This is a genomic window from Sphingopyxis sp. BE259, assembly GCF_031457495.1.
Classification (GTDB): domain Bacteria; phylum Pseudomonadota; class Alphaproteobacteria; order Sphingomonadales; family Sphingomonadaceae; genus Sphingopyxis.
The window spans coordinates 2699311-2723937 of record NZ_JAVDWM010000001.1; the positions used below are offsets into that span (position 1 = coordinate 2699311).

The window sequence follows — 24627 nt, forward strand, 5'->3', positions numbered from 1 at the left end:
ATGATCGTCGCGGGAGAGGAAAAACGGCGGCAATATCGGGAAAGCGGCTGGTGGGGCGACCAGACCTTCGCCGACCTGTTCGCGGCCAATGCAGCAGCGCATTCCGATCGGCTCGCACTGGTCGATGCGCCGAACCGCGCAGACTTCGCATTCGGCGAGCCACAGCGAATGACCTATGCCGAACTGGCGGCGGAGATCGACCGGCTCGCGGGTGCGCTTGTCACCGCTGGGATCGGCAAGGACGATGTGCTGCTCGTCCAGCTACCCAACATCAGCGAATTCGTTGCGCTCTATTTCGCGGCGGCGAAGATCGGTGCGATCGTCAGCCCGGCGGCGGTGCAATATCGCAGCCACGAATTGAAGGGCATGATCGGCGTTGTTGCGCCCAAAGCCTTCGTCTGCGCGACGCAGGTCAAAGGTTGCGACCATTTTGGCGTGGCGGCGCCGCTGCTGGGTGGCATCGCGCTGATGACCTTCGGCCCCCATGCTCCTGCCAATGCGCTCGATCTCTCGGCCGCCGAAGGCAATGCCGACGCCCTCGCCGTCCACGTCGCCGCCAACCCGGTCGATGCCGACGACATCTTCACCATCTGCTGGACCTCGGGCACCACCGGCGTTCCCAAGGGCGTGCCGCGCAGCCACAATCATTGGATCGCCGTCGCGGGCGCGGGTTACGAGGCCATGAAGGTCGGGCCGGGCGACGTCCTGCTCAACCCCTTCCCGCTGATCAACATGGCGAGCATCGGCGGGATCACCATGTGCTGGCTGACCAGCGCCGGGACGATGGTGCTGCACCATCCCTTCGATCCCGGCGTCTATCTGAAACAGATCGCGACCGAACGGCCTAGCCTGACGATTGCCCCGCCCGCGGTGCTCAACATGCTGCTCCAGAACGAGGCGCTGCTCGCCTCGGTCGATCTGTCGAGCCTGCGCGTGATCGCATCGGGTTCGGCGCCGCTCGCGCCCGCAATGGTGCGCGGATTCCAGGAAAAGCTTGGCATCATCATCGTCAACGTGTTCGGGTCGAACGAGGGGATGAGCTTCATCACCGGCGAGGGCGACATGCCTGACCCCGACAAGCGCGCGAGCCTGTTTCCGCGGCGCGGCACCTATCAGCGCCCCTATGGCGAAGGCCGCGCCCCCAATATCGAAAGCCGCCTCGTCTCGCCCGGCGGCGGCGAGCCGATCGAGGCGGACGGCGTGTCGGGCGAACTCCAGATTCGGGGACCGACATTGTTCGAGGGCTATCACAACGCCCCGGAGCGAACCGCCGAAGCCTTCACCGACGACGGCTGGTTCCGCACCGGCGACCTGTTCGAGATCGCCGGGGGCGGCGACTTCTACCGCTTCGTTGGGCGCTGCAAGGATCTGATCATCCGCGGCGGGGTGAATATTTCACCCGAGGAAATCGACCAGCTGCTCGGCGGGCATCCTTTGCTCGCCGAGGCCTGCGTTTTCTCGCTGCCCGATCCGACGATGGGCGAGCGCATCGGCCTGGCCTATGTGCCACGCGGCGCCGACGATGTCGGGATCGGCGAAGTCACCGACTATCTGCGCAGACACGACCTCGCAGTTTTCAAACTGCCCGAACGCCTGTTCCGCTTCGCCGCCTTGCCGCGCAACGTCACCAACAAGGTGATGCGCAGTGAAGTGCGCGAGCAGGCGATCGCCACATTGGAAAAGGAAGCCTGACATGGCGAAAGACGTCTTCATCCTCGGCGGCGCGCAGACCGACTTTGCCCGCAACATGGAACGCGAGGGTGGCGGGTTGTTCGAGCTGTTCCGCGACGTTGCGGAAGCCGCCTTTGTGGCGACTGGCATCGAGCCCAAGCAAGTCGAGACCGCCCACGTTGGCAATTTCGTCGGTGAGCTTTTCGCGGGCCAGGGCCAGCTCGGCGGCTTCTTCGGCCATGTCCACCCCGATCTCGCGGGCATCCCCGCGTCGCGGCATGAAGCCGCCTGCGCGTCGGGCAGCATCGCGATCCTCGCCGCCGCCGCCGAGATCGAGGCCGAACGCTATGGCCTCGCCCTCGTGCTCGGGATTGAACTGATGCGCAACGTCCCCGGCCAGCGCGCCGCCGAATATCTCGGCGCCGCCGCGTGGGCGGGCCGTGAGGCGCAGGAAGCGCGCTACCTGTGGCCGTGGATGTTCGCGCGCGTTGCCGAGGAATATGAGGAACGCTTCGGTCTCGATCGCGCGCATCTGCGCGGCATTTCGGCGAACAATTTCGCCAATGCCAAGAAGAACCCGAACTCGCAGACGCGCGGCTGGGCGGTCACCGACGACCATCTGGGCGAGAATGACGAGGTCAATCCGCTGATCGAGGGATCGCTTCGCAAGTCCGATTGCGGGCAGGTCACCGATGGCGCCGCCGCGATCTTCCTCGCCTCGCGCGAGGTCGCCGAAGCCTATGCGAAGCGCCGCGGCATTCCAATCGAAAGTATCCCGCGCATCAAGGGCTGGGGCCATGCCACCGCGCCGCTGCTTTATTCCACCAAGGTCGCGGACAGCCGCGGCGGCGATTATGTTTTCCCCAGCGTCCACAAAACGATGATGGACGCGCTCCGCCGCGCCGAGATGCCCGACATCTATGCTTGCGACGGGGTCGAGGTGCATGATTGCTTCTCGATCACCGAATATATGGCGATCGACCATTTCGGCATCACCAAACCCGGCGAAAGCTGGCGCGCGGTCGAGGACGGCACGATCGCGCTCGGCGGCAAGCTGCCGGTCAACCCGTCAGGCGGGCTGATCGGGCTGGGGCATCCCGTCGGTGCCACCGGCGTCCGCATGCTGCTCGACGGCTGGCGGCAGGTCACCGGCAACGCGGGCGATTATCAGGTCGGGGGCGCGCGCAATTTTGCGACCTTCAACGTCGGCGGCAGCGCGACGACCGCGGTCAGTTTCGTCGTCGGCGTCTGATCGGTTGGACGTCTTTCTCTACGACGCCGTGCGAACCCCGCGCGGCAAGGCGCGCCCCGATGGCGGGCTAGCCGGACTGACCCCGCAGGAACTGGTCCGCCAGCAGGCGGCGGCGCTCGCCGCACGCTGCGGCGATTTTGTGCCCGAGGCGCTGATCCTCGGCTGCGTGACGCAGAGCGGCGCGCAAGGCGGGCACATCGCGATGCTCGCGAAGCTCCACGCGGGCCTGCCCGACACGACCGCCGCTCACAGCATCAACAATTATTGCGCATCGGGCCTGTCGGCGATCGGCCAGGCGGTCGCGAAAGTCGCGAGCGGCGAAGCCAATTGCATCCTCGCGGGCGGCGTCGAGTCGATGAGCGCGACGCCATTCCTGAGCGACGGCGCCGCTTTCTACACCGACGACAGCTTGCCGCCGCGGGCGCGCTTTGTGCCGCCCGTCCTCGCCGCCGACCGGCTCGCGAACGCCGAGGGCATCACCCGCCCCGACCTTGATGCCGTGGCCCTCGCCTCGCAACAAAAAGCCGGTCAGACCGACACCGACCCCGCACTCCAATACTCCCGCATCGCCACCGGCCCGCTGACCGGCGAGGAGTGCATCCGCCCGCAAACCACCGCGGAATCGCTCGCCGCCGCGCCGCCTGCCTTTGGCAAATTGCAGCAGCAATATTCCGACGCGCTTGCGGGCGAGACGTTCGAGCCGCTCCACAGCATCGCGCACGCGCCGCCGATCTGCGACGGCGCAGCCCTCGCGCTGATCGGCAGCGCTGGGCTTGGCACCGCGCCGCGCGCGCGCGTCGTCGCCTTTGCCGAAAGCGGCGGCGACCCCGCCGCGTCGCTGACTGCGGGTTTCATCGCGATGGACAAGGTGCTCGCAAGCGCCGGTTTGACCCTCGCCGATATGGACCGGATCGAATTCATGGAGGCCTTTGCCGTCACGATCGCCAAATTCCTGCGCGACCGCGACGCCGACCCGGTGCGGGTCAATGTGAGCGGCGGGCATCTGGCCAAGGGGCATCCGATGGGCGCGAGCGGCGCGATCCTGACCTCGACCCTGCTCGACGCACTCGATGCGTGCGGCGGCAAATATGGCCTGGTCGTGCTGACCGGCGCGATGGGCGTCGGCGCCGCGATGATCGTCCAGCGCCAATAAAGCCGATTGCGCCCGCCCGCCATTCCGCTATGGGCGGCGCGTGCGGGGTTCGCCCCGCACAGATCGCGCCGGTGCCCGAAAGGGCTTAAAATGGGAACGCGGTGATGGGGTTCTTGCCGAACCCCCGAAGCCGAGGCTGTCCCTGCAACTGTAAGCGGCGAGCGCGATGCACCGTCCGGATCTGATCCGGACAGCCACTGGGGTGACCTGGGAAGGCGTGCATCAAGCCCTGACCCGCGAGCCAGGAGACCTGCCGGCGTGGGTCGCTCACTGCCAAGGCCCAGGGAAAGGCCGCGGCACGGACACTTCCGTCGAGCGACGACCAAGCGGCTGGAGCCGCTTCGGTGCCGGGGTTGCAGGCATAAACGCCACTTGCGACGCCAGCATGGGTCGATCGCGCGCGCGTTTCGGCAGGCTCCGCCTTCGTTGCCGGCGTGCGGGGGTTTCCCATGTTCAAATTTGCGACCATTTCCTTGTTGGCATTTGCTGTAGCGACGCCGGCTTTTGCCCAAACCGCCGACGATATCGTCGTCACCGCGTCGGGCATCGAACAACCGCGCGACGAGGTCGGGCAGGCGATCACCATCATCGATGCCGATACGATCGAACGGCGCCAGTCGGTCGATGTCGTCGATCTGCTCGCCACCACCCCCGGCGTCCGCTTCAACCGCACCGGCGGCGCCGGATCGGTGGCGGGCATCTCGCTGCGCGGCGCCGAAACGACCCAGACATTGGTGCTGATCGACGGCGTGAAGGTCAACGACCCCAGCGGCATCGGCGACGGTTATGATTTCGGCCATCTGCTGACTGGCAACATCGACCGGATCGAGGTGCTGCGCGGTTCGAACTCGGTCGTGCATGGCAGCCAGGCGATCGGCGGCGTGGTCAGCCTGATGACCGCGACACCCGCCGAGGGTTTTGCCGCGAACGCTTCGGCCGACTATGGCTATAGCGACACCCTCACTGCCAAGGCCGATGTATCGGGCACCGCCGGGCGCGTGTCTGGCGGCATCGGCGGCGCCTATTTCCGCACTGACGGCATCTCGTCGGCCGCGGTCGGCACCGAGAAGGATGGGTACAAGAATTTCGCCGGCAACGCGCGGCTGAAGGTCGCGTTCAGCGACGCACTCAGCCTCGACCTGCGCGGCTATTACATCACTGCCGACCTCGCTTATGATAGCTTCTTCGGCGCGCCCGCCGATAGCGCCGATGTCGCCAAGCTCGACCAATATGTCGGCTATGCGGGGCTGAACCTCGCCCTGTTCGACGGCCGCTTTACCAGCCGCGCGGCGGTGACCTGGTTACGCAACGACCGCGATTATTATTTTGTCCGCGGAACCGCCCCCGATTACGGCTATTCGGGCACCAACCTGCGCTTCGAATATCAGGGTGTCGTTGCCCCGAGCGACAGTGCGAAGCTGATCTTCGGCTATGAGCATGAGCGCCCCGATTATGATTTCTTCGGCTTTGGTTCGACCGACAGCCAGCGCGCCAATATCGACAGCGTCTATGCGCTGGGCATCGTCCAGCCGTTTACCGGTCTGTCGCTGACCGGCGGGGTGCGCCACGACGACCACAACCAGTTCGGCGGTGCCACGACGCTGGGCGCCAACGCCAACTACACGCCCAACGATGGCGCGACCAATGTCCGGCTGAGCTATGGCGAAGGCTTCAAGGCGCCCTCACTCTATCAGCTTTACGATGCGTTCAGCGGCAATGCCGCGCTGCGCCCCGAACGGTCGAAAAGCTATGACATCGGCATCGATCAGAACCTCGCCGATGGCCGCGCGCTGGTGTCGCTCACCGCCTTCCTGCGCAACACCACCGACCAGATCAATTTCGACAATGCGACCTTCACCTATGGCAATATCGACCGCACTCGCGCCAAAGGTATCGAGGCGACGCTGGCGCTGCGGCCGGTCGACGCGGTCAATGTCACCGCATCCTACAGCTATATCGATGCCCGCGACCGCTCGGGACGCCCGGCGTTCGACGGCAAGCGCCTGCCCCGCCGCGCCGCGCACGCGATCAGCGTGTCGGCGGATTATGACTGGTCGTTCGGCCTGTCGACCGGCGCGACGATCACGATGGTCGGCGACAGTTTCGACAATGCGGCGAACAGCGTGCGGCTCGATGGCTATGCCCTTGCGGGCGTGCGCGCGTCCCTTGCGGTCACCGATCGGATCGAGCTTTATGGCCGCGTCGATAATCTGTTCGACGCCGATTATGCCACCGCGTCGGGCTATGGCACCTACGGCCGCGCGGCCTATGGCGGCGTGCGGGCGCGATTCTGATGAAGCCGCGCACCGACGCCGAGCATAATGCCAGGATGAAGAAGATCCAGGCGGCGCAGAACAAGAAGGTCGCGGCGAAGACGGTCGAAAAAGGATTGGTTATCGTCCATAACGGCCCCGGCAAGGGCAAGACATCGGCGGCGCTGGGCATGGCGATCCGCGCTATCGGTCACGATATGAAGGTCGGCGTGGTGCAATTCGTCAAAGGGGCGATGACGACGGGCGAGAAAGCGGTGTTCGACCGCTTTCCCGACCTGATCGAATTCAAACCGATGGGCGAAGGCTTTACCTGGGACACGCAGGACCGCGCGCGCGACATCACGGTCACCCGCGCCGCGTGGGACGAGGTCAAACGGATGATCGCCGATCCGTCCTATGCGATGGTGATCGCCGACGAGCTCAATATCGTGCTGCGCTACGACTATCTTCCGGTGGACGAGGTGCTGGCGACGCTCGCGGTCAAACCCCATATGACGCATGTCATCATCACCGGCCGCAACGCCCCACAATCGCTGATCGACGCCGCCGATCTGGTCACCGAAATGACGCAGGTGAAGCATCCGTTCCGCGAGCAGAATGTGAAGGCGCAGCGAGGGATCGAGTTTTGATGCAGCGGCGCGGCCTCTTGGCGGCGACAGGCCTGCTGGGCGGCGCGGCGCTGCTCTGGGCCGCTTCCCCTGCCCCGGCGGCAAAGGCACCCGCAGTGCCGCAGCGCATTGTGTCGATCAACCTGTGCGCTGACCAATTGGTGCTCGCGCTCGCCGACCGCGGCCAGATTGCCGGGCTGACCAAAAATGCCACTGACCGCGAAATGTCGGGCGAGGCGGCGGCCGCGACGGGGCTGCCGCTGCTCAGCAATTCCGCCGAGCAGATATTGGCGATCGAACCCGACCTGATCATCGGCATGCCCGCCAGCCGCAGCGCGGCGCTGGCCGCCTTGCCGCAGCCCGATTATCCGCTGCTCGACCTCGATACCGCGAACAGCCTCGACGAAATCTACACCTCGATCCGGCAGACCGCCGTCGCCGTCGGCCATCCGGCGCGCGGCGACGCGCTGATCGCCCGGATGCAGCGCGAACTGGTCGGGCTGCCCAAACCGGGCAAGGGCCGCGTCGCAGCCTATTATCAGCGGCGCGGCTATATGACCGGCACCGGCACGCTGATCGACGAGTTGATGACGCGCGTCGGGCTGGTGAATCTTGCCGGCAAGCTCGGCAAGCCGCCGTTGTCGCAACTGAGCATCGAAGAGATGGCCGCCGCGCAGCCTGATTTCCTGATCGTCGAAAGCGCGACCGACACAGTGATCGATCAGGGGAGCGAAATGCTGCACCACCCCGCGTTGAAAAACATTCCGCGGATCAGCGTGCCGCAGGCGTGGACGGTGTGCGGTAGCCCCGCCTATACGCAAGCCGCGCGCAGCCTGACGGCGCAAATCGCGAAGCTGGACGGCAACGGCGCATGACCCGCTTCGCCCTCCCCCGCTGGACGTTGATCGCTGCGCTGACGGCGCTGACCCTCGTCGCGGCGATCGCGTCGCTGCTGTTCGGCGCGGTCGACCTGTCGGTAGCGCGTCTGATCGCCGCTGCCACCGGCGACGGCGACAAGGTGGCGTCGATCATCCTGTTCGACCTCCGCCTCCCGCGCACCCTGCTTGCGCTCGCGGTCGGCGCGATGCTCGGGCTCGCGGGAGCCGCTTTGCAGGGCTACCTCCGCAATCCGCTGGCCGAACCGTCGGTGCTCGGCACGTCGAACGCCGCGGCGCTCGGCGGTGTCGCCGCGATCTATTTCGGGCTAGCCGAAATCCATCCCGTGGTCCTGCCCCTGCTGGCAACCGGCGGTGCGTTGCTATCGCTCGCCCTGCTGGTCGTGCTGGCGGGCAAGGCCGAAAGCCCGCTGACCCTGATCCTTGCCGGGATCGCGGTCGGGACGCTGGCGGTGGCGGGGACCAGCCTCGCGCTCAACCTGTCACCCAATCCGTTCGCGGCGATGGAGATCATGACCTGGCTGCTCGGCAGCCTGGAGAACCGCTCGTTCGACCATGTCTGGATCGCGCTGCCCTGCATCGCCATCGGCACCGCCATGCTGCTGTGGAACGGCCGCGCGCTTGACGCGCTGACGCTCGGCGAGGATGCGGCGCAGGCGCTGGGCACCGACCTCAAACGCACCCGCCTGCGGCTGCTCGTCGGCACCGCGATCGGGGTCGGCGGCGCGGTAGCCGTGGCCGGCGCCATCGGTTTCGTCGGCCTGATCGTCCCGCACCTCATTCGCCCGCTGACCGATCGCAGCCCGTCGGCGATCCTGCTGCCATCGGCGATCGGCGGCGCGGCGCTGCTGACCCTCGCCGACCTGGGCGTTCGCATCATCCCGACGACGAACGAACTGAAACTCGGCGTCGTCACCGCCTTCCTCGGCGTGCCGGTCTTCCTGCTCCATTTGATGCGGGAGCGGCGGCTATGGTGAGCATCGTTCTCAACCAGGTCGGCGTCACGCTCGGCCGCCGCCGGGTCGTCCACGACGTCAGCGCGGCGTTCGGCCCCGGCACGCTGACGGGTATCGTCGGGCCGAATGGCGCGGGTAAATCAACGTTGGCGCGTGCGATGCTCGCACTGGTTCCGGCAACCGGACGCATTCTGATCGATGGCACCGATGCGGCCGCAGTGCCGCGCCCCGATCTGGCGCGGCGCATCGCCTATGTGCCGCAGGCGCAGCTGCTGCACTGGCCGCTGACTGTCGAGCGGCTCGTCGGCCTTGGCCGCCTGCCCCACCTCGCGCCGATGTCGAGGATCGGCGCCGCTGACACTGCCGCGATCGAACGCGCGATGGAACGCGCCGACGTGCTGGACCTGCGCGACCGGATCGCGACCGAATTGTCGGGCGGCGAACGCGCCCGCGTCTTGTTCGCCCGCGCGCTGGCGGTCGAGGCGGCGGCGCTGATCGCCGACGAGCCGCTCGCCAGCCTCGATCCCGGGCATCAGATTGACGTTATGGACATGCTGCGCGCCGAAGCGGCGGGCGGCGCGCTGGTGATCGCGGTGCTCCACGACCTCACGCTCGCAGCGCGCTATTGCGACCGCCTGTTGCTGATCGATGCCGGGCGGATCGTTGCCGACGGCACCCCTGCCGAAGTGCTGACCACCGAACGGCTGCGCGCCGTTTACGGCATCGACGCGCAGGTCGAAACCGGCGGTGACTGGCCGACGATCACGACGTTCGGACGATCAGCCCGGTGACGATATTTTCATCAGCACCAACCCGCTGACGATCAGCAACGCGGCGATGATCCGCATCGCACTTGCCTGTTCGCCCAGCACCGCGATGCCGACGACGAACGCGCCGACGGCGCCGATGCCGGTCCAGATCGTGTAAGCCGTGCCGAGCGGCAGCGATTTCATCGACAGCGCGAGCAGCGCAAAACTGGCGAACGCGGCGACGAGCGTGACCAGCGAAGGGCCAAGCCGGGTAAAGCCGTCCGATTGTTTCATCGAAAACGCCCAGACGATTTCGAGGGCGCCAGCAATTGCGAGATAGATCCAGGCCATGACAGCCTCCTTTTCAAGGCTGCCGGGCCGTCCCGGACTTGAAGCCCGCGCGCTGCGCGGAGCGGACGTTGCCGCGCGCCTGCACTAGCGCCCGACAGATAAATTGGCAATCCACGGCAAAGACCGATGGGGCGCGATAGGGCGCCGCTACCCCCCCAGCGCCAGCCATAGCAGCAGCCGGGCGCGCCGCGCCTCACCGACCGCCGTCGCCGCACGTTCCCCCGCACCATCGGCCTGACGCCGCACCTCGAGCACGGTCGCCAGATCGGCCAGCCCGGCGCGAAATCGGCTTGCGGTCAAAGCGTCGCTTCGCGCCAATAGGGCGGCTTCCTGCGTCGCAGCCGCGGCGCGCGCGTCGGCGGCGGCGATCAGCCGGTATCCCGACTCCGCATCGCCCAGCGCGTCGAACACCGCCGATCGATATTGGTGAAACGCCAGCGTCTTGTCCGCCGCGGCGCCGTCGATTTCGGCCGAGATGCGACCAAAGTCAAAGAGCGGGCCAGCAATCGCGGCGGCGAGCGAACCGATGACCGAATCGCTATCGAACAGCTGACCGGGACTGAACGCCAGCAGGCCCAGGCTGCCGGACAGCGTAAGCCGCGGAAACCGCCGCGCTGCGGTCGCGGCAAGATCGGCGTCGGTCGCGGCAAGTCGCGCCGCAGCGGCAACGACATCGGGGCGGCGAACGAGCAAGTCGGACGGCAGGGCGGCAGGCGCCGACGGCAATGGCTGCGCCATGCCGGGCATGACCAGCAGGGCTTCGACCCAGGCGGCATCGCGTGCCGTCAGGCTCACCAATTGCCCAATGATCGTCGCCCGTTCGCTACCGAGCGCCGCGAGGCGGCTCCGCGACGCACTCGCGACGCTTTCGGCACGCACCCGGTCGGCGCCGGGCGCCAGCCCGGCCGTCGCCCTGGCCGCGGCCAGCGTCACCAATCGCTCGGCCGCCGCCAGATCGCTCTGCAACGACGCCGCGCGCGCATCCAGGCTGCGCCAATCGACGACCAGCGACGCGAGCTCGGCAATCAGGGCGATGCGGACCGCGTCGGCGTCGGCGGTGGCGGCGTCGAGCCGCAACGACGCGGCGCGCTGTTCGGACCGCAAACGACCAAAGATGTCGGGATCCCAGCGCGCACTGACCGACGCGCCATAGGTCGTCTGGTCAGGGTCGATCGATATGCCGGGCGGCAGGCTGGCGCCGATGCTGCCGGGATTGCTGCGGCTCGTCTCGACCGAGCCCGACGCGTCAAATTGCGGCGCGCGTTCGGCGCGGGCGCGTCGGGCGGCAGCGCGGGCACGCTCGATCCGCGCCGCCGCCTCGCCGAGCGACGGCGCATCGGCAATAGCGGCCGTTTGAAGGGCGACGAACGCGGGGTCTTCACTCGGCAGCAAGGCCGCCAGCGACCCCGCCTGCGCCGCATCCGGCACATAGGCGAAGGTTGCGGGCAGGATCGGCGGCGGAGTGTCGACCTGCGGCGCCGGACCGGCAGCGCACCCGGCCAAAAGCATCGCCGCAAGAAACAAAGGCGGCCTGCGCATCACCGCTTCGCCTCCGCGGGTGCCTTGGCGGGAATGAACGCGTCGACCTGCTGCCCGGGACGGAACAGGTCGGTTCCGCCCGGCAAGGCATAGATGACCTGCATCACGCGCACATCGACGCGCTCGGCGGCGCTGTTGGTCAGCGAGCGTTTGGGAACCACCAACGGTTCGGCCCGGACAAAGGTCGCCGCCACCTGGCGTTCGGCGGCGCCGCGCGGCGACACGACCGCATTGGCCCCCAGCGCGACATCGGCGACCTGGTCCTCGTCGATGTCGATGCGGACGTGCAGCGGGCGCGTTTCGCCCATCCGGATATAGGGCTCGGCGCTGCTGCCCTGCGGCGCACCCGCCTGAACATATTCGCCCGGCCGGATGTTGACCGCCAGAATCTCGCCCGCAATCGGCGCGCGCACGGCTAGCCGCGCCAATTCGGTGCGCGCGCTGCCCGCCGCCGCCGTCGCAGCATTGAGCCGCGCCCGCGCCAGCGCCAGACGGCTGCCCGCCGCTGCCGCGTCACCCTCGGCGCGCACCACTTCGGTGCGGCTGACCGCCTCGGCATCATCGACCTGGCGATAGAGCGCCAACTGGCGGTGCGCGGTCACACGCGCCGCTTCGGCTTCGCCAATCGCGGCACGCGCTTCGCCGATCGCGGCCTCGGCCTCGCGCAACCGGGCCCGCACCGCGCGGTCGTCGACGGTGAACAGCAGATCGCCCTTTGCAACATAGACGCCGGGCTGAACATTCAACGCCATCACCAGCCCCGACAGCGCGGTGCCGACATCGACGATCTCGCTCGACGGTTCGACCACTCCGGCGCCCGCCACCCGCGCGCTGTTGGCCAGCGCCCCGGTCGCGCGCGGCGGCGTCTGCTGCGGCGGTTCAAGCTCGCGGTCGGGAAGCCCGGTCGCGATAAAGATCACCGCGATCACCAACCCGAGCAAAGCAAGGGCGGGCAGGATCTGGCGCGAGACATTAAGGTTGGCAAAGCGTCGGGTCATGGCGTCAATGGTCCTTGGGCATATCGCGGCCGTCGTGGGTGATCCGGCCGTCCTCGAGCACGAGGATGCGGTCGGCGAGGTCGAAAATGCGGTTGTCGTGGGTGACGATGATCACCGACCGATCGTCGGCGAGCGCGACCTCGCGCAGCAAATCCATCACGCGGCGGCCCGACCGGGCGTCGAGCGCCGCCGTCGGCTCGTCACAAACCACCAGTCGCGGTTGGTGGACCAGCGCGCGCGCGATGGCGACGCGCTGCTGTTGCCCACCCGACAACTGGCTGGGCAGTTTGTCCGCCTGGTCGGCGATGTTGAGCGCGGCGAGCAATTCGATCGCGCGGGCGCGCGCCTCGCCGCGATCCATCCCCTGCGCGATCAGCGGCACCGCGGCGTTGGACGCCGCATCGATCGCCGGGATCAGATTATATTGCTGGAAAATGAAACCGACGTTGCGAAGGCGAAAATCCACCAGGTCGCGGTCGCTGAGATTATAGATGTCGGTGCCGAACAACCGCACCTCACCCTCGGTCGGCCACAGGATGCCGCACATGATCGAAATCAGCGTCGTCTTTCCCGACCCCGATTCCCCGACCAGATAGGTCAGCTCACCGGCGCGGACATCGAGGTCGATGCCATGCAGCACCCGGATCGTCTGCTGCCCGGCGGTAAAGTCGCGCGCTACCCCGCGCGTCGAAATCGCCGTAACAGCGGTGGCTTTTTTGGCTTCGACCGCGCCGATCATCGAAACACCGCTGCAGGTTCGGTCTTCAGCACCCGGCGCAGCGCGACCCATCCGGTCAGCGCCAGGATCAGCGTCACCGCGACCAGGCTGATCAGCGGCACCTGCCACGGAATGTAAAAGCCCTTGAAGGTCGGATTGCTGGAAAAGCCCCAGATAAACAGCACCGTGCCCAGCACCCCCAAGCCATAGCCGATCAGGCCGACCATCGCCGCCTGCGCCGCCACCATGCGCCGGATCTTGGCATTGTTGACGCCAATCGCCTTCAACGCGCCGAACTGTTTGATATTGTCGCGGATGAACAGGCTGAAAGTCAGGCCGACGATCGCCACGCCGACAACAAAGCCAAGCAGCACGGTGATCCCGAAGTTAAGCGGGATGCCGGTGTTTTCGATGATGAAATCGACCCCGTCGCGGGCAAACTCGTCGCGGGTGCGGGCGCGCAACCCGGTGTCCTGCGTAATCCGCGTCGCCAGCGTTTTGGCATCCACGCCCGGCGCGGCGCCGACGAGGACAAAGCTCAGCCGGTTGCGCGTCCCGGGCACAAAATTGAGCGCGCGGCTGTAGCGGGTGTAAAGCGTGACCTGGCTCGTAAAGCTGGGGATCGCGTCGGCGACCCCCATGATCACGGCGCGCTGATCGTTCAGCTCCAGCCGTTCGCCGACCGGATCATAGCCGACCGGAAAAAAGCGCACCGTCCCCACATCGTCGATCACCACCGCGTCGGGCCGTTCGAGCACATCGGTCGCACCCAACGCCATCCGGCGCGGCAGGCCGATCAAAGTCGCATCATCGACGCCGATGACCGACACGCCTTCCAGATCGCCTTCCTTGGTGCGTACCGACGCCGCGGCGCGCAAATGCGGGACCGCCCATTCCACGCCCGCCACCGACCGGACCCGGTCCAGCGCGGTCGAGGGCATCGGCAGATGGACGTCGGTCGTCCGGCTGACCGGATCCATCACCCACACGTCGGCCGACGGGACGTTATAGACGCCGCTGGCGCCGCGTTCGATCAGGTTGACAAAGATCGTCAGCTGCTGGGTGATCAACAGGGTGGAAAAGGCAATGCCGAACAACAGACCATAAAATTTGGTCGCGTCGCCGGTCAGCATTCGTATCGCGATCCAGACCATCGGGGGGAGAGCCCTTTATTCGGCGAGTCTTGCAACCGTTGCTGTTTTCGAACATTATTGAACGGTGCCGTATAAATGAACGGAAGCGTATAGTTTGTCAATCGCGCCGAAAAAAAATCTTGGTCGGCCTGCCGATCTTGCCAAGCGCGAAGCGATTTTGGCGGCGGCGACCAACGCCTTTTTCGAACAGGGCTATGGCGCGGCGGCGATTGAACAGATCGCCGCGGCGGCGGGCGTGTCGAAAGTCACCATCTACAATCATTTTTCCGACAAGCAGGGCTTGTTCACCGCCGCGATCGAACGGGAATGCGAGCGGATGCGGAGCCATTTTTCGATCGACGGGGACGGGTCGACATCGCTGCGCGATCGGCTGCTCGATATCGGCCATGCCATGGTGGCGTTCCTGTCGCGGCCCGAGATGGTGCAGTTCGAGCGCCGCATCGCCGCCGAAACCGAACGCAATCCTGAAATCGGCCTGGCCTTCCTGAATGCAGGCCCGCGGCGAATGAAGGCAACGATGGCATCCTTCCTGGCGGCCATCGCGCCAAGCGGGGCGCTCGTGATCCCCGATCCGACGCTCGCAGCCGAGCAGTTCGCGGCGATGTGCAAGGGCTTCGGCGACGTCGAGCACCGCTTTGGCGCTCCACCCAGCGATAAGGCAACGCGGCAAAGGGTAGAGGCAGCCGTCGAAGCATTTTTGAAAATTTATGGCGGCGCCGCGTAATGCGGCCGACCGCTCGGTTCAAAATTGATCCTTGAGCATTTCACCGATTGAATTGTCGAAATGGCTTTCCATCGCGGCGCGCGCGCGCAGAGGGTCGCGCGCGGCAACCGCCTCGGCAACCTCGCGGTGCAGCGCCAGTGTCTCGTCGCGCTCCTCGCGCGTCGTGCGCCCGGCCCAGGCGCGGGGGATGGCGACCGCCATCAGTTGTTCGAACGAACGGACAATCTGCAGAAACAGCTGATTGCCGCTGGCAGCGGCGATCGTCTGGTGAAATCGCGTGTCCGCCGCCGTGCGCGCCGCCTCGTCATGCTCGACCGACAGCCCATGGGCGGCAGTCAGGATCGCCTGCGCCTGTTCCTCGCTGCGATGGATCGCGGCCAGTTCGGCGGTCCGCAGCTCCAACGTCCGGCGTACTTCCCACACATCGGCGAGCGACACCTGCGCCGTGTTGACCGCGTGCCCCATCGACGCCGCCATCACCGAGCCATCGATCGCCGCGACGCGCGGCTTGCGGCCATTGCCAACATCGACGAGCCGCAGCGCGGTGAGCGCACCGAACGCCTCGCGCATCACCGGACGGCTGACGCCCAGTTGGGTCGCAAAGCTCCCCTCACCCGGCAGCGTGTCGCCGACCTTAAGGTCATGGGCGCGAATATAGTCGCGCACCGCATCCACCGCCCGGTCGACCAGCGAACCGCGGCCAAGGTCGATCATTCCGCTCATGCCGCGACCCCCATCCGCCGCATCGCGGTCGGCGCCATGCCGAAGCGCCGCGAGAAAGCGCGCGTGAAGCTGGCGTTATTCAGATAGCCGCAGCGATAACCGATGCTGGCCACCGGCAGGTCGCTCGCCGCGAGCAACGTCCGCGCCTGCCGCAACCGCCGCTCGCTCAGCGCCTCGCCGACGCTGCAATGATAAAGTTCGCGAAAGCCGCGGGTCAGCTTGTCGCGATTGATCCCGCAACTGCGCGCTATATTGTCGATCGTCAGCTTTTCGTCCCAACGGGTGTCGACGATCCGCCGCGCCGCGGCGATCCGCGCGATGTCGCTTTCGGTCAACCCCGGCTGCCCGTCGACCGCCACCAGATCGCCCGCGATTAACGCCGCGAACAGCTGGCACAGCATTTCGATGCTACGCGCCAGCCGCAGCGTATCCGCCGCCGCCGCATCGCATTCGGGCGCCACGATCGACTGCCCCAACGCGCGCAAATCGGATGGCAGATACCAACGCCCGCCCGCTTCGGGCAACACACCAAACAGGCGGCGGCATGCGCCGCGCGACACCGCAAACACCAGCAAATGGCCTTCACTCTCCAGCTCGCGAAACGCCAGGGTGCTTACCACCGGTTCGCCGCTGCCGCCGAAACCGATCAGCAACGCATCGGGTGGCAGCAACAGGCGATCACACGATCCCGGACCGACGAACGTCGTCATTTCGGTCGAGACGATGACGCTGTGTTTGGTCGGCATGGCGCAAAACTCCCTTGCCATCCGCTATAGACCTATCTTACAGCTTTGGCAATTGCTGTATGATAGGTTCCGGCGCGCGCCGCATCGCGAGCAGGAAAGCCAGGAACGACAACGCGCTGACGATCACCCCGACCAGCGCCAGCGCTTCGGCCAGCATCGCCTCGCCGCCCATCAATCCGCTTACCTGCGTCACGATCCACGGCGCCAGCCCAAAGCCGATCAGCCCGGCGATCGCGATGAAGGCGCCGATGCACAGGCCGCGCAGTTCGTTGGGCAGCAGCACGGTCAGCGCAACCGACACGACCAGCCCGGTCACCGCACCGCACATTGACATCACGCCCAGCGCGATGGCCAGCCCGGCGATGTTTGGCATCAGCGGAAACAGCGCGGCAGGCACCCCAATCCCCGCAGCGACGACCGCCCCCAGCAGCAATCCGCCGCGACGCTGGCTACGCTGCCCGATGTCGGCCGAAATTCCGCCCAGCACCGCACCCGCGACGCCGGTGCCGAACATCAGTGCGCCCACCCAACTGGCGAATTGTTGTGGCTGAAGCCCGAAATCGCGCGACAACACCGGCGCGACCCACACCGTCGCGGCAACGTCGGCCATCACGACGGCAACCTGCCCCGCGAACAACGGCCCCAGAAAGGCGCGCCGCGCCCAAAGTTCGGCGGCGACGACACGGAACGGCGCGTCGGGACTTACCTCGACCTCGCGGCGTTCGGGTTCGCGCAGCAACACCAATGGCAGCAGGCACAGCGCGCTGATCGCCGCGAGCAGCACATGCGTGCCGCGCCACGGCGCCAGCTCAGCCAGCCAGCCGACCGCCGAAAAATCGGTCAGCCATCCGAACAGCCAGCCGGTGAGCGCAAAGCCGAGCGCTACCCCCAGCGCCTTGCCGAGGTTGACGATCAGCATCGCGCGGCCGCGCTGGTCGGGCGCGCAGAAATCGGCACACAGCGACAGCGCCGCGGTGAGCGATCCCGTCGCGCCGATGCCAACGAGCATCCGCGCCGCGGTCAGCAGCGTCGCGCTCGGTGCAAAAGCGGTCAACAAGGTGCCGAGCGTCCAGAGCAGCGCCAGTCCGATCGTCAGCCGCACGCGGCTCCGCCGATCGACCAAGATGCCGATCGGGATCGAAAACAGCACCATCGGCACCGCAGCGCCAAGCCCCTGTATCAGCGCCAGTACATCGTCGCTCAGCCCCAGTTCGGCCTTGGCGCTTTCCTGGATCGTGCCAAAGCTGCCCAGCGCGGTGAAGCCCATCGTCGTCACCAGCGCGAGCAACAGCAGCGGGACGAGCGTTGCGGGCGCCATCAGCCGCGTGTGGGGTGAAGCCAGCGGTTCGGCCTGTGTCGCCATCACAGCGTGAAAATCTTGCCGGGGTTGAGCAGGTTCTGCGGGTCGAGCGCACGTTTGATCAGCCGCATCTGCTCGACCGCATCGCCGAGCTCGGCCACGAGCCATTCCTGCTTGCCGATGCCGATGCCGTGCTCTCCCGTGCAGGTGCCGTCCATCGCGAGCGCGCGTTCGACGATCCGCGCGTTGACCGCCTCGACCTCTGCCAATTCTTCCGGGGCGCCCGGATCGATAGAGAAGATGACGTGAAAATTGCCGTCGCCGACATGGCCAAGGATCGTCGCAGGAACGCTCGACTTGTCGAGATCGACATGCGTTTCGGCAATACATTCGGCAAGGCGGCTGATCGGTACACACACGTCAGTCGCCCACCCGATCGCGCCCGCGCGCATATTGACCGCGGCATAATAGGCCTCATGCCGGGCGCGCCACAGCTTCGTTCGCTCCTCGGGCAAGTTCGACCAGTCGAACGCGCTGCCGCCATTGGCTTCGGCGAGCGCTTTCACTGTCTCAATCTGTTCGGCCACGTTCGCAGCGCTGCCGTGAAACTCGAAAAACAAAGTCGGCGCCTCGGGATAATTTAGCTTGGACCAACGGTTCACCGCGATCATCTGTTTGGTGTCGAGGATCTCCACCCGCGCCAGCGGCACCGCGCACTGAATCGACTGCACCACCGTGTCGACCGCGCCGCCCAGCGTGTCAAAGCTGCACACCGCCGCCGATATGGTATCGGGCACCGGATGCAACCGCAGCGTCACTTCGGTGATGATGCCCAGCGTCCCCTCGGACCCGACATAGAGCCGGGTCAGATCATAGCCCGCCGCCGATTTGCGCGCCCGCCGCGCGGTGCGGATCACCTTGCCTTGCGGCGTCACGATTTCGAGGCTGAGCACGGCATCCTTCATCGTGCCATAACGCACCGCGTTGGTGCCCGATGCGCGGGTCGACGCCATGCCGCCGATCGTCGCATTGGCGCCCGGATCGATCGGAAAGAACAGCCCTTGATCGCGCAGATGGACATTGAGTTCTTCGCGCCGCACGCCCGGCTGGACGACACAGTCGAAATCTTCGGCGTTCACCGCGACGACCTGATCCATCTGGCTCATGTCGAGCGAAATGCCGCCTTGGACCGCAAGCGCATTGCCCTCGATCGACGTCCCGGCGCCGAACGGCACAATCGGAATATCCGCGGCGGCACACAGTTCGACCAACGCAACGACATCGTCGGTCGAATGGGCAAAGACGACGGCGTCGGGCAGCACGGGAGCGAAATGGGACTCGCTCGATCCATGCTGCCCGAGCACCGCTTCGCCCCGCTGGAAACGGTCCCCAAACCGCGCCTCCAACGCCCCCACCAGGCTGGCGGGGAGCGGCTTGCGCTCCCCCGAATGCCCCGTCGTCCCCGCCATGGTCAAAACTTCAGGCTAGCGCGTACGCCATAACGGCGGCGATCCCCCGTGATACCCAGGTCGGAAGCCGGCAGGCCCGCGAGCTGCAGTGTCGTTTTTTCGATATAGCTTTCGAAATATTCGGTGTTGAACAGGTTGTTCGCGAACAACGCGATCTCGACCGGACCGGTGCGATAGGCGATCGATGCGTTGGTCAGCCAATAGCTGTCGAGGAAGGTCGGCGTCGTCTGGTTCAGCGTCGCGGCCAACCGCTTGCCCTTGCCGAACAACCCGGCGCTCAGCACGACTTCGTCGTCGCCGCCCATCTCGATCCGATAGTCGGTCGAAATATTGGCGAGCCAGTCGGGCTGGAACGTCAGCCGGTCGGACGATAGCTGGCGCCCCGTGGTGCCCACATAGTCGCTGTCGTCGGTGATCCGCGCGTGCATGTAGGTAAAGCCGCCGCGCACCGTCCAGGCGGGCACCGGCCGCACCATCGCTTCGAGTTCGACGCCATAGCTTTCGACGTCGCCCGTATTGAGATCGACCGTGACCAGCCCGCCGCCCGCCGCGGGGGCGATCGAGTTCAGCCCGATATAGTCCTTATAGTCATTGTAGAAGACGGCGCCTGACAGCATCAGGCGCGGTGTGGCGTATTTCGCGCCCGCCTCATATGTCCACGCAGAATCCCCGTTGTAGGTCCGCGTCGGCGCCGTCGGCGCGTTGAAACCACCGCCACGATAGCCGCGCGCGACCGACACATAGGTCATCAGATCGGGGCTCCATTTGCGCGACACCGTCAGCTTGGGCTGCCACTCGCTCGCTTTTAGTTTCGCGATCGGGAGGTTGGCTCCCGAAATCGCACTGCGCGACACCCGGTCCTCGCGATCGTAGCGCAGCCCTAGTGCGACTTCCCAATCGGAATTGGGTTTCCAGAACATGGTGCCGAACGCCGCATAGGTGTCGGCGACATTCTTCGACACCGTGTTGCGCACGATGCTGACCGGGCCAAGGATCGGATGAACCAGCGAGATCGTGTCGGTGACGTTCGCGCGCGTCGCCTCGTTGCTATAGAAAACCCCGACGAGCGTCGAAATCTGATCGGTCCATTCGCTGTCGAGCCGCGTTTCCAACGTCATCGTACGCAAGCTGTCGCGGCCGACCGTCCGCACCGTATTGGTCGGGCCGAAATCGCCGTCGTTGTCGGGTATGAAGCTGTTGCGCATGTCATAGGCGCCGATGACGCTCAACTTCGACCCGCCGCCCAGGTCGGCTTCGGCGCGGGCGTTGATACCGCGATATTTGTAAGAAACCTCGTTCAGCGTATTGAACTGGACATCGCGCCGATAATCGGTCGGCCCGCTGACGCGCGAATAGGGCGTGTTCACCCCGTCGACCCAGTCATAATAGCCTTTGATGGTCAGCGAAAAGCCTTCCGACGGGGTGAGGCGCAGCGTCGCGTTGATCGAATCGGTGTTGAAGCGGTTGGCGTCCTTGTTCAGCAGCGTGTTGGTCAGGAAGCCGTCCTGCTGGCGATGCGAGGCCGCGAGCCGAAAGCCCAGCACGTCGCCAGCGAGCGGCCCGCTCACCGCGCCCGACACCAGCCAGCTGTTGTCGGGGCCGGCATAGCTGGCATTGGCGCGCGCCTCGAACACATCGCTCGGCTGCCGGGTGATGACGTTGATCGCGCCGCCCAGCGTATTCTTGCCATAGAGGGTCCCCTGGGGGCCGCGCAGCACTTCGATGCGTTCGACATCAAGCAGCGGGTTGTTCAGATAGGCGGTGTTCGGCTGGTAAATGCCATCAATGAACAGGCCGACACCGGGCTGCACCGACTGCACCAGCGTCACCCCGACGCCGCGGATCGCGACAAAGGCGCGGCCCGAACCGTCGCTGTTGATGTTGAGACCCGGCGACAGCACCGCGGCCTCGCGTACCGAATTGATCCCGCGCGCGGTCAACGTGTCGCCGTCGATCGCGGTCACCGCGATGGGCACGTCGGACAGCGTTTCGTCGCGCTTGCGGGCGGTGACGACGATGATTTCTTCATCGTCCGCTTCGGCGGCGGCGGGACCGGCGGCATCCTGCGCATGGGCGGGCGTCGCAGCGAGCATGGTCGCCAGCACGGCGGTGGAAACGGCGAAATTCAGCTTGGTCATCGGACATCCCCAAATACGGCGGTCTGAGCCGCCCGTCGGAACCTATCTGACAGCTTTTCAACCTATATGAAAGGTCGTCGATTGTGCCGATCGGCAGACGGAATTTGCAGGGTGTCGTAATTGACGTTGCCCCCCGAAGTCTCTTCATTGCGAGCGCAGCGAAGCAATCCAGAGCGGTTTACGCGCACTCTGGATTGCTTCGCTGCGCTCGCAATGACGATGTTATTGAGGAGACGTCACCAGCAACTATAGCCACCGTCAGCCAGCACAACGCTCCCGGTCATCAAACTCGCCATATCCGACGCCAGGAACAGGATCACCGCCGCGACCTCCTCGGGCTCGCCCAGCCGCGCCATCGGCGTGCCGTCGATCCAGCGGCGATACATCTCGCCTTCCTTGTCGGCAAAAGCGTTGAGCGGCGTCGCGATATAGGTCGGCGCCACCGCATTCACCCGCACGCCGCGCCCCGCCCATTCGGCGGCAAGGCTTTTGGTCAGCTGATGCACCGCGGCCTTTGACGCGTTATAATAGCTTTGCGGCTGCGGCCGGTTGACGATGATGCCCGACATCGACCCGACATTGACGATGCTCCCCCGCCCCGCCGCCAGCATATGCCGTCCAAAGGCGCGCGCGCACCAGAAGCTGCCGTTCAAGTTCACATCGAGCACGTTCAGCCAATGATTGTCGGCGACGTCCTCCGCCGCCGTCTCGCTGCGCGCGATCCCGGCATTGTTGATCAGGATGTCAATGTGGCCGTCGCGGGCCAGCATCGCGGCGGCGGCGGCGTCGACCGCTGCGCTGTCGGTGACGTCGAGTTGCGCGGCAAACACGGCATAGCCCTTGGCCGCCAGCCCGGCGATCGCGCGATCGAGCGCGGCAGCATCGCGGTCGGCAATCGTGACCCGGGCGCCCGCTTCGGCGAGCGCCTCGGCCGCGGCAAGCCCGATCCCCCGTGCGCCGCCCGTGACAAAGGCGGTGCGCCCATCGACGCGCAGTCTCTCCAGATACATCGGCTTACTCGGGGACGAAGGCGGCAGCGGGCATCGCCGGTTCGTGAACGGCTTCGCCGCGCGTCATCTGATACACCATCCGGTCGGGGCCGAACTCGGGCCAGGGCATCGCTCCGCCGCGCGCAAATCCCGCCCACAGATGGTGGACATGTTCAGCCAGCGCCTGCGGCGGGTCCATCCCCGCCAGCCCCCGCGGCCCGGTGACGCTCGGCAAGGTCTTGAACACGAAGGGTAGCTCGATCCCGTGGCACGCCCCCAGGTCGCCGTCGCAGGCGGGCGAACGCCAGTCGAACTCGTACATCCATGTCCTGCCCTGATGCGCCGCGGCATATTGGCGTGCGGGCCAGCGGAACACCAAATCGTCCATCGCGCGCGTCATCGCATCGCCCGGCCGCACACCCTGCTGTTTGTAACCATAAGCCGTCAGCACCGCCTTTGCTTGCGGGTGCGATCGCCCGAGCAGCCAGCGCGCCAGCAATCCCCCGATCTTGCGGCGCACACCCGTCGGCACGAAATAGAGGTTCATCTCCTCGGCGTTGGAACCGATCACAATGTCCACATCGCGGCCCGCACCTTTGCGCAGCGCATCGACAGGCTTTTCGGGCAATATGTCGTCGCCATAAACCGGAATGAAGCGGCTGATCCCATAGACCGGGTCGCGCCCATGACCATCGCGCAGGTCTATGGCCCAAGGCTTCGCAACCTTGTCGATCGCGTCCATCGCGGCGGCGTGCGACAGGCCGCGGAAGCCATCAGCGTCAGGCGTAACGCGCAGGATTTTGGCGAGTTTCCTGACGAGCCGCTGTGCAACGCCGATCTCGCGCACCATCGCACCATGCCCGCTCTGGATGATCGCGCGGTGGAACAGGCCTGTCGCCAGCGGCGAGGTCACCAGATCGGCTATCGCCATCGCCCCTGCGCTCTCGCCGAACACGGTCACATTTGCGGGATCGCCGCCGAAGGCCGCGATATTGCGCTGCACCCACGCCAGCGCGAAAAGCATGTCGCGCAGTCCGAGGTTGGTCGGCACGCCCGGCACCGGCAGGAAGCCATCGATGCCCATGCGATAGTTGATGGCGACGCACACGACGCCCGACGCAGCGAAGGCTGTGCCGTCATGAACCACCGCGTCCTTGCAACCGCCGACAAAACCGCCGCCGTGGATAAACACCATGACCGGCGCCGCCTTGGAATCTTGCGGCGCCCAGATGTTGAGGCGGAGATAGTCACCGTCGGTGCCGTCGCTGCCATGACCGATGAGCGGCGAAGGGTCGATCGCAGGAAAAGGCCTGATCCGGTGCGGTGCCGCCGGACCCGGCTCATCCATGTCGCGCACGCCGTCCCAGTCGGCAGGCGGCTGCGGCAATTCGAACCGCCGTGGGGGGGCGGCATATGGAATACCAAGAAAGCGCACGACCGAGCCGTCGATGCGGCCGCGGATCGTCCCGCTTTCGATGGTGGCTAATCTGCTGTCTGGATCGTCGGTCATGGCGCCAGCGTATCACTTCGTTTGGCCCCGCGCCTACCATTGTCGATTTGCCCAGCGGATGAAGAAATGTGCCCGACCGGGTCGACTCCATCGGCCGTCGGCCGGTTGACGCGACCCCAAGCAGCAGGGCGACGGCTTTCGGCACATGGGGGCTCTTCCAATAGCTGCGCCGAGCTCGGCGTAGCCTTATCCGCGGTCCGGACACTATATTCCGGCACAGCGGACGGAGGCGTCAGTCACATGACTTGCAGCGAACTACGACTAGCTTGACCCAAACCGCGGACCGAGAAACGCGAGATTGCCAGGCGTACGACGCAGGATTCAAACCGGCGGCCGAGCGCTGTTGGCCTTAGCCATCAGCCCTCGCGATGAACGGCATATCCCACCAATTTGCGACAAGCGCGAATAGAGATTGCCGGCTGGAGTCGGTAAAATTCCGCTCCTGCCAACACGCCCACTTGCAAACCGCTTGATTGGGGTAAGCGCTGAATACTCAACCAACAGGTCGTGAGACGGTCTGGGCGTTTCAGAGGCGAGCTTTTCGGCATGTATCCGACCGTCCGACGGTGGGACGTGTTCAAATCCCGTGGGACGCTATGGGACGGCCTGGCAGGGGCAGTAGGACTCGAACCTACGACCCTCGGTTTTGGAGACCGATGCTCTACCAACTGAGCTATACCCCTAGGCCGGAGTGGGCCACTAGCCCGATT

The 24627-nt window shown here is 66.0% G+C and carries 21 protein-coding genes, 1 tRNA gene and 1 riboswitch; of the genes, 9 read left to right on the forward strand and 13 right to left on the reverse strand.

Features of this window, described 5'->3' with window-relative positions:
* From J2X44_RS13030 to J2X44_RS13065, 8 genes are all read left to right on the forward strand, one after another.
* Positions 1–1692 carry a class I adenylate-forming enzyme family protein gene (locus J2X44_RS13030; protein WP_310084751.1) on the forward strand — a complete coding sequence of 564 codons (1692 nt, stop codon included), beginning with the start codon at positions 1–3 and terminating at the stop codon, positions 1690–1692.
* 1 nt (position 1693) lies between these two features.
* Positions 1694–2923 (forward strand): acetyl-CoA acetyltransferase, encoded by a 1230-nt coding sequence (locus J2X44_RS13035; protein WP_310084753.1) that lies wholly within the window; start codon positions 1694–1696, stop codon positions 2921–2923.
* Positions 2924–2927: 4 nt separating this feature from the next.
* Positions 2928–4076 carry an acetyl-CoA C-acyltransferase gene (locus J2X44_RS13040; RefSeq protein ID WP_310084755.1) on the forward strand — a complete coding sequence of 383 codons (1149 nt, stop codon included), beginning with the start codon at positions 2928–2930 and terminating at the stop codon, positions 4074–4076.
* 52 nt (positions 4077–4128) lie between these two features.
* A riboswitch (cobalamin riboswitch) is annotated at positions 4129–4349 on the forward strand.
* Positions 4350–4525: 176 nt separating this feature from the next.
* Entirely contained in the window at positions 4526–6370 is a 1845-nt protein-coding gene (locus J2X44_RS13045) for a TonB-dependent receptor domain-containing protein (protein WP_310084759.1), read from the forward strand.
* The gene (gene cobO / locus J2X44_RS13050) at positions 6370–6978 is read left to right on the forward strand and encodes a cob(I)yrinic acid a,c-diamide adenosyltransferase (RefSeq protein ID WP_310084761.1); all 609 of its coding nucleotides are present in this window, start codon (positions 6370–6372) and stop codon (positions 6976–6978) included. The genes J2X44_RS13045 and cobO overlap by 1 nt, the downstream gene beginning before the upstream one ends.
* On the forward strand, positions 6978–7832 hold the full coding sequence (locus J2X44_RS13055) for an ABC transporter substrate-binding protein (RefSeq protein ID WP_310084763.1): 855 nt from the start codon (positions 6978–6980) through the stop codon (positions 7830–7832). Before cobO ends, J2X44_RS13055 begins: the two co-directional genes overlap by 1 nt.
* Positions 7829–8830 carry an iron ABC transporter permease gene (locus J2X44_RS13060; RefSeq protein WP_310084765.1) on the forward strand — a complete coding sequence of 334 codons (1002 nt, stop codon included), beginning with the start codon at positions 7829–7831 and terminating at the stop codon, positions 8828–8830. The genes J2X44_RS13055 and J2X44_RS13060 overlap by 4 nt, the downstream gene beginning before the upstream one ends.
* Positions 8824–9600, forward strand: coding sequence for an ABC transporter ATP-binding protein (locus tag J2X44_RS13065; protein WP_310084768.1), 777 nt, complete (start codon positions 8824–8826; stop codon positions 9598–9600). The genes J2X44_RS13060 and J2X44_RS13065 overlap by 7 nt, the downstream gene beginning before the upstream one ends.
* On the opposite strand, the gene J2X44_RS13070 is transcribed toward J2X44_RS13065, so the two are convergent.
* The 5 genes from J2X44_RS13070 to J2X44_RS13090 all read right to left on the reverse strand — a co-directional run bounded on the left by J2X44_RS13070 (position 9589) and on the right by J2X44_RS13090 (position 14318).
* Entirely contained in the window at positions 9589–9909 is a 321-nt protein-coding gene (locus J2X44_RS13070; RefSeq protein ID WP_310084769.1) for a multidrug efflux SMR transporter, read from the reverse strand. The two genes, J2X44_RS13065 and J2X44_RS13070, sit on opposite strands and share 12 nt — an antisense overlap.
* A gap of 147 nt (positions 9910–10056) precedes the next feature.
* Positions 10057–11448: an efflux transporter outer membrane subunit gene (locus tag J2X44_RS13075; protein WP_310084773.1), complete on the reverse strand. Its 1392-nt coding sequence runs from the start codon at positions 11446–11448 to the stop codon at positions 10057–10059.
* Positions 11448–12446 (reverse strand): biotin/lipoyl-binding protein, encoded by a 999-nt coding sequence (locus tag J2X44_RS13080; protein ID WP_310084775.1) that lies wholly within the window; start codon positions 12444–12446, stop codon positions 11448–11450. The genes J2X44_RS13075 and J2X44_RS13080 overlap by 1 nt, the downstream gene beginning before the upstream one ends.
* A gap of 4 nt (positions 12447–12450) precedes the next feature.
* Positions 12451–13185, reverse strand: a complete 735-nt coding sequence (locus J2X44_RS13085) for an ABC transporter ATP-binding protein (protein ID WP_310084778.1) — start codon at positions 13183–13185, stop codon at positions 12451–12453.
* The gene (locus tag J2X44_RS13090; RefSeq protein ID WP_310084780.1) at positions 13182–14318 is read right to left on the reverse strand and encodes an ABC transporter permease; all 1137 of its coding nucleotides are present in this window, start codon (positions 14316–14318) and stop codon (positions 13182–13184) included. The genes J2X44_RS13085 and J2X44_RS13090 overlap by 4 nt, the downstream gene beginning before the upstream one ends.
* A gap of 94 nt (positions 14319–14412) precedes the next feature.
* Between J2X44_RS13090 and J2X44_RS13095 the strand changes: the two genes are divergently transcribed.
* Positions 14413–15042: a TetR/AcrR family transcriptional regulator gene (locus J2X44_RS13095; protein ID WP_310084782.1), complete on the forward strand. Its 630-nt coding sequence runs from the start codon at positions 14413–14415 to the stop codon at positions 15040–15042.
* Between the two features lie 18 nt (positions 15043–15060).
* Here the strand turns inward: J2X44_RS13095 and J2X44_RS13100 are convergent, their stop codons facing one another.
* The 8 genes from J2X44_RS13100 to J2X44_RS13135 all read right to left on the reverse strand — a co-directional run bounded on the left by J2X44_RS13100 (position 15061) and on the right by J2X44_RS13135 (position 24600).
* Complete coding sequence (locus tag J2X44_RS13100; RefSeq protein ID WP_310084784.1) at positions 15061–15765, reverse strand: FadR/GntR family transcriptional regulator; 705 nt, start codon at positions 15763–15765, stop codon at positions 15061–15063.
* Positions 15762–16511 (reverse strand): AraC family transcriptional regulator, encoded by a 750-nt coding sequence (locus tag J2X44_RS13105; RefSeq protein WP_310084786.1) that lies wholly within the window; start codon positions 16509–16511, stop codon positions 15762–15764. Before J2X44_RS13105 ends, J2X44_RS13100 begins: the two co-directional genes overlap by 4 nt.
* A 37-nt stretch (positions 16512–16548) precedes the next feature.
* Positions 16549–17874, reverse strand: coding sequence for an MFS transporter (locus J2X44_RS13110; RefSeq protein ID WP_310084789.1), 1326 nt, complete (start codon positions 17872–17874; stop codon positions 16549–16551).
* A complete protein-coding gene (locus J2X44_RS13115) occupies positions 17874–19280 on the reverse strand; it encodes an FAD-linked oxidase C-terminal domain-containing protein (protein ID WP_310084790.1) in 1407 nt (468 codons plus the stop codon). Before J2X44_RS13115 ends, J2X44_RS13110 begins: the two co-directional genes overlap by 1 nt.
* 2 nt (positions 19281–19282) lie before the next feature.
* Positions 19283–21418 (reverse strand): TonB-dependent receptor, encoded by a 2136-nt coding sequence (locus tag J2X44_RS13120; RefSeq protein ID WP_310084793.1) that lies wholly within the window; start codon positions 21416–21418, stop codon positions 19283–19285.
* 236 nt (positions 21419–21654) lie between these two features.
* Complete coding sequence (locus tag J2X44_RS13125) at positions 21655–22428, reverse strand: SDR family oxidoreductase (protein WP_310084795.1); 774 nt, start codon at positions 22426–22428, stop codon at positions 21655–21657.
* A gap of 4 nt (positions 22429–22432) precedes the next feature.
* Positions 22433–23917, reverse strand: a complete 1485-nt coding sequence (locus J2X44_RS13130) for a carboxylesterase family protein (protein ID WP_310084798.1) — start codon at positions 23915–23917, stop codon at positions 22433–22435.
* 607 nt (positions 23918–24524) lie between these two features.
* Positions 24525–24600, reverse strand: a tRNA-Trp gene (locus J2X44_RS13135).
* Between the last annotated feature and the right edge of the window lie 27 nt (positions 24601–24627).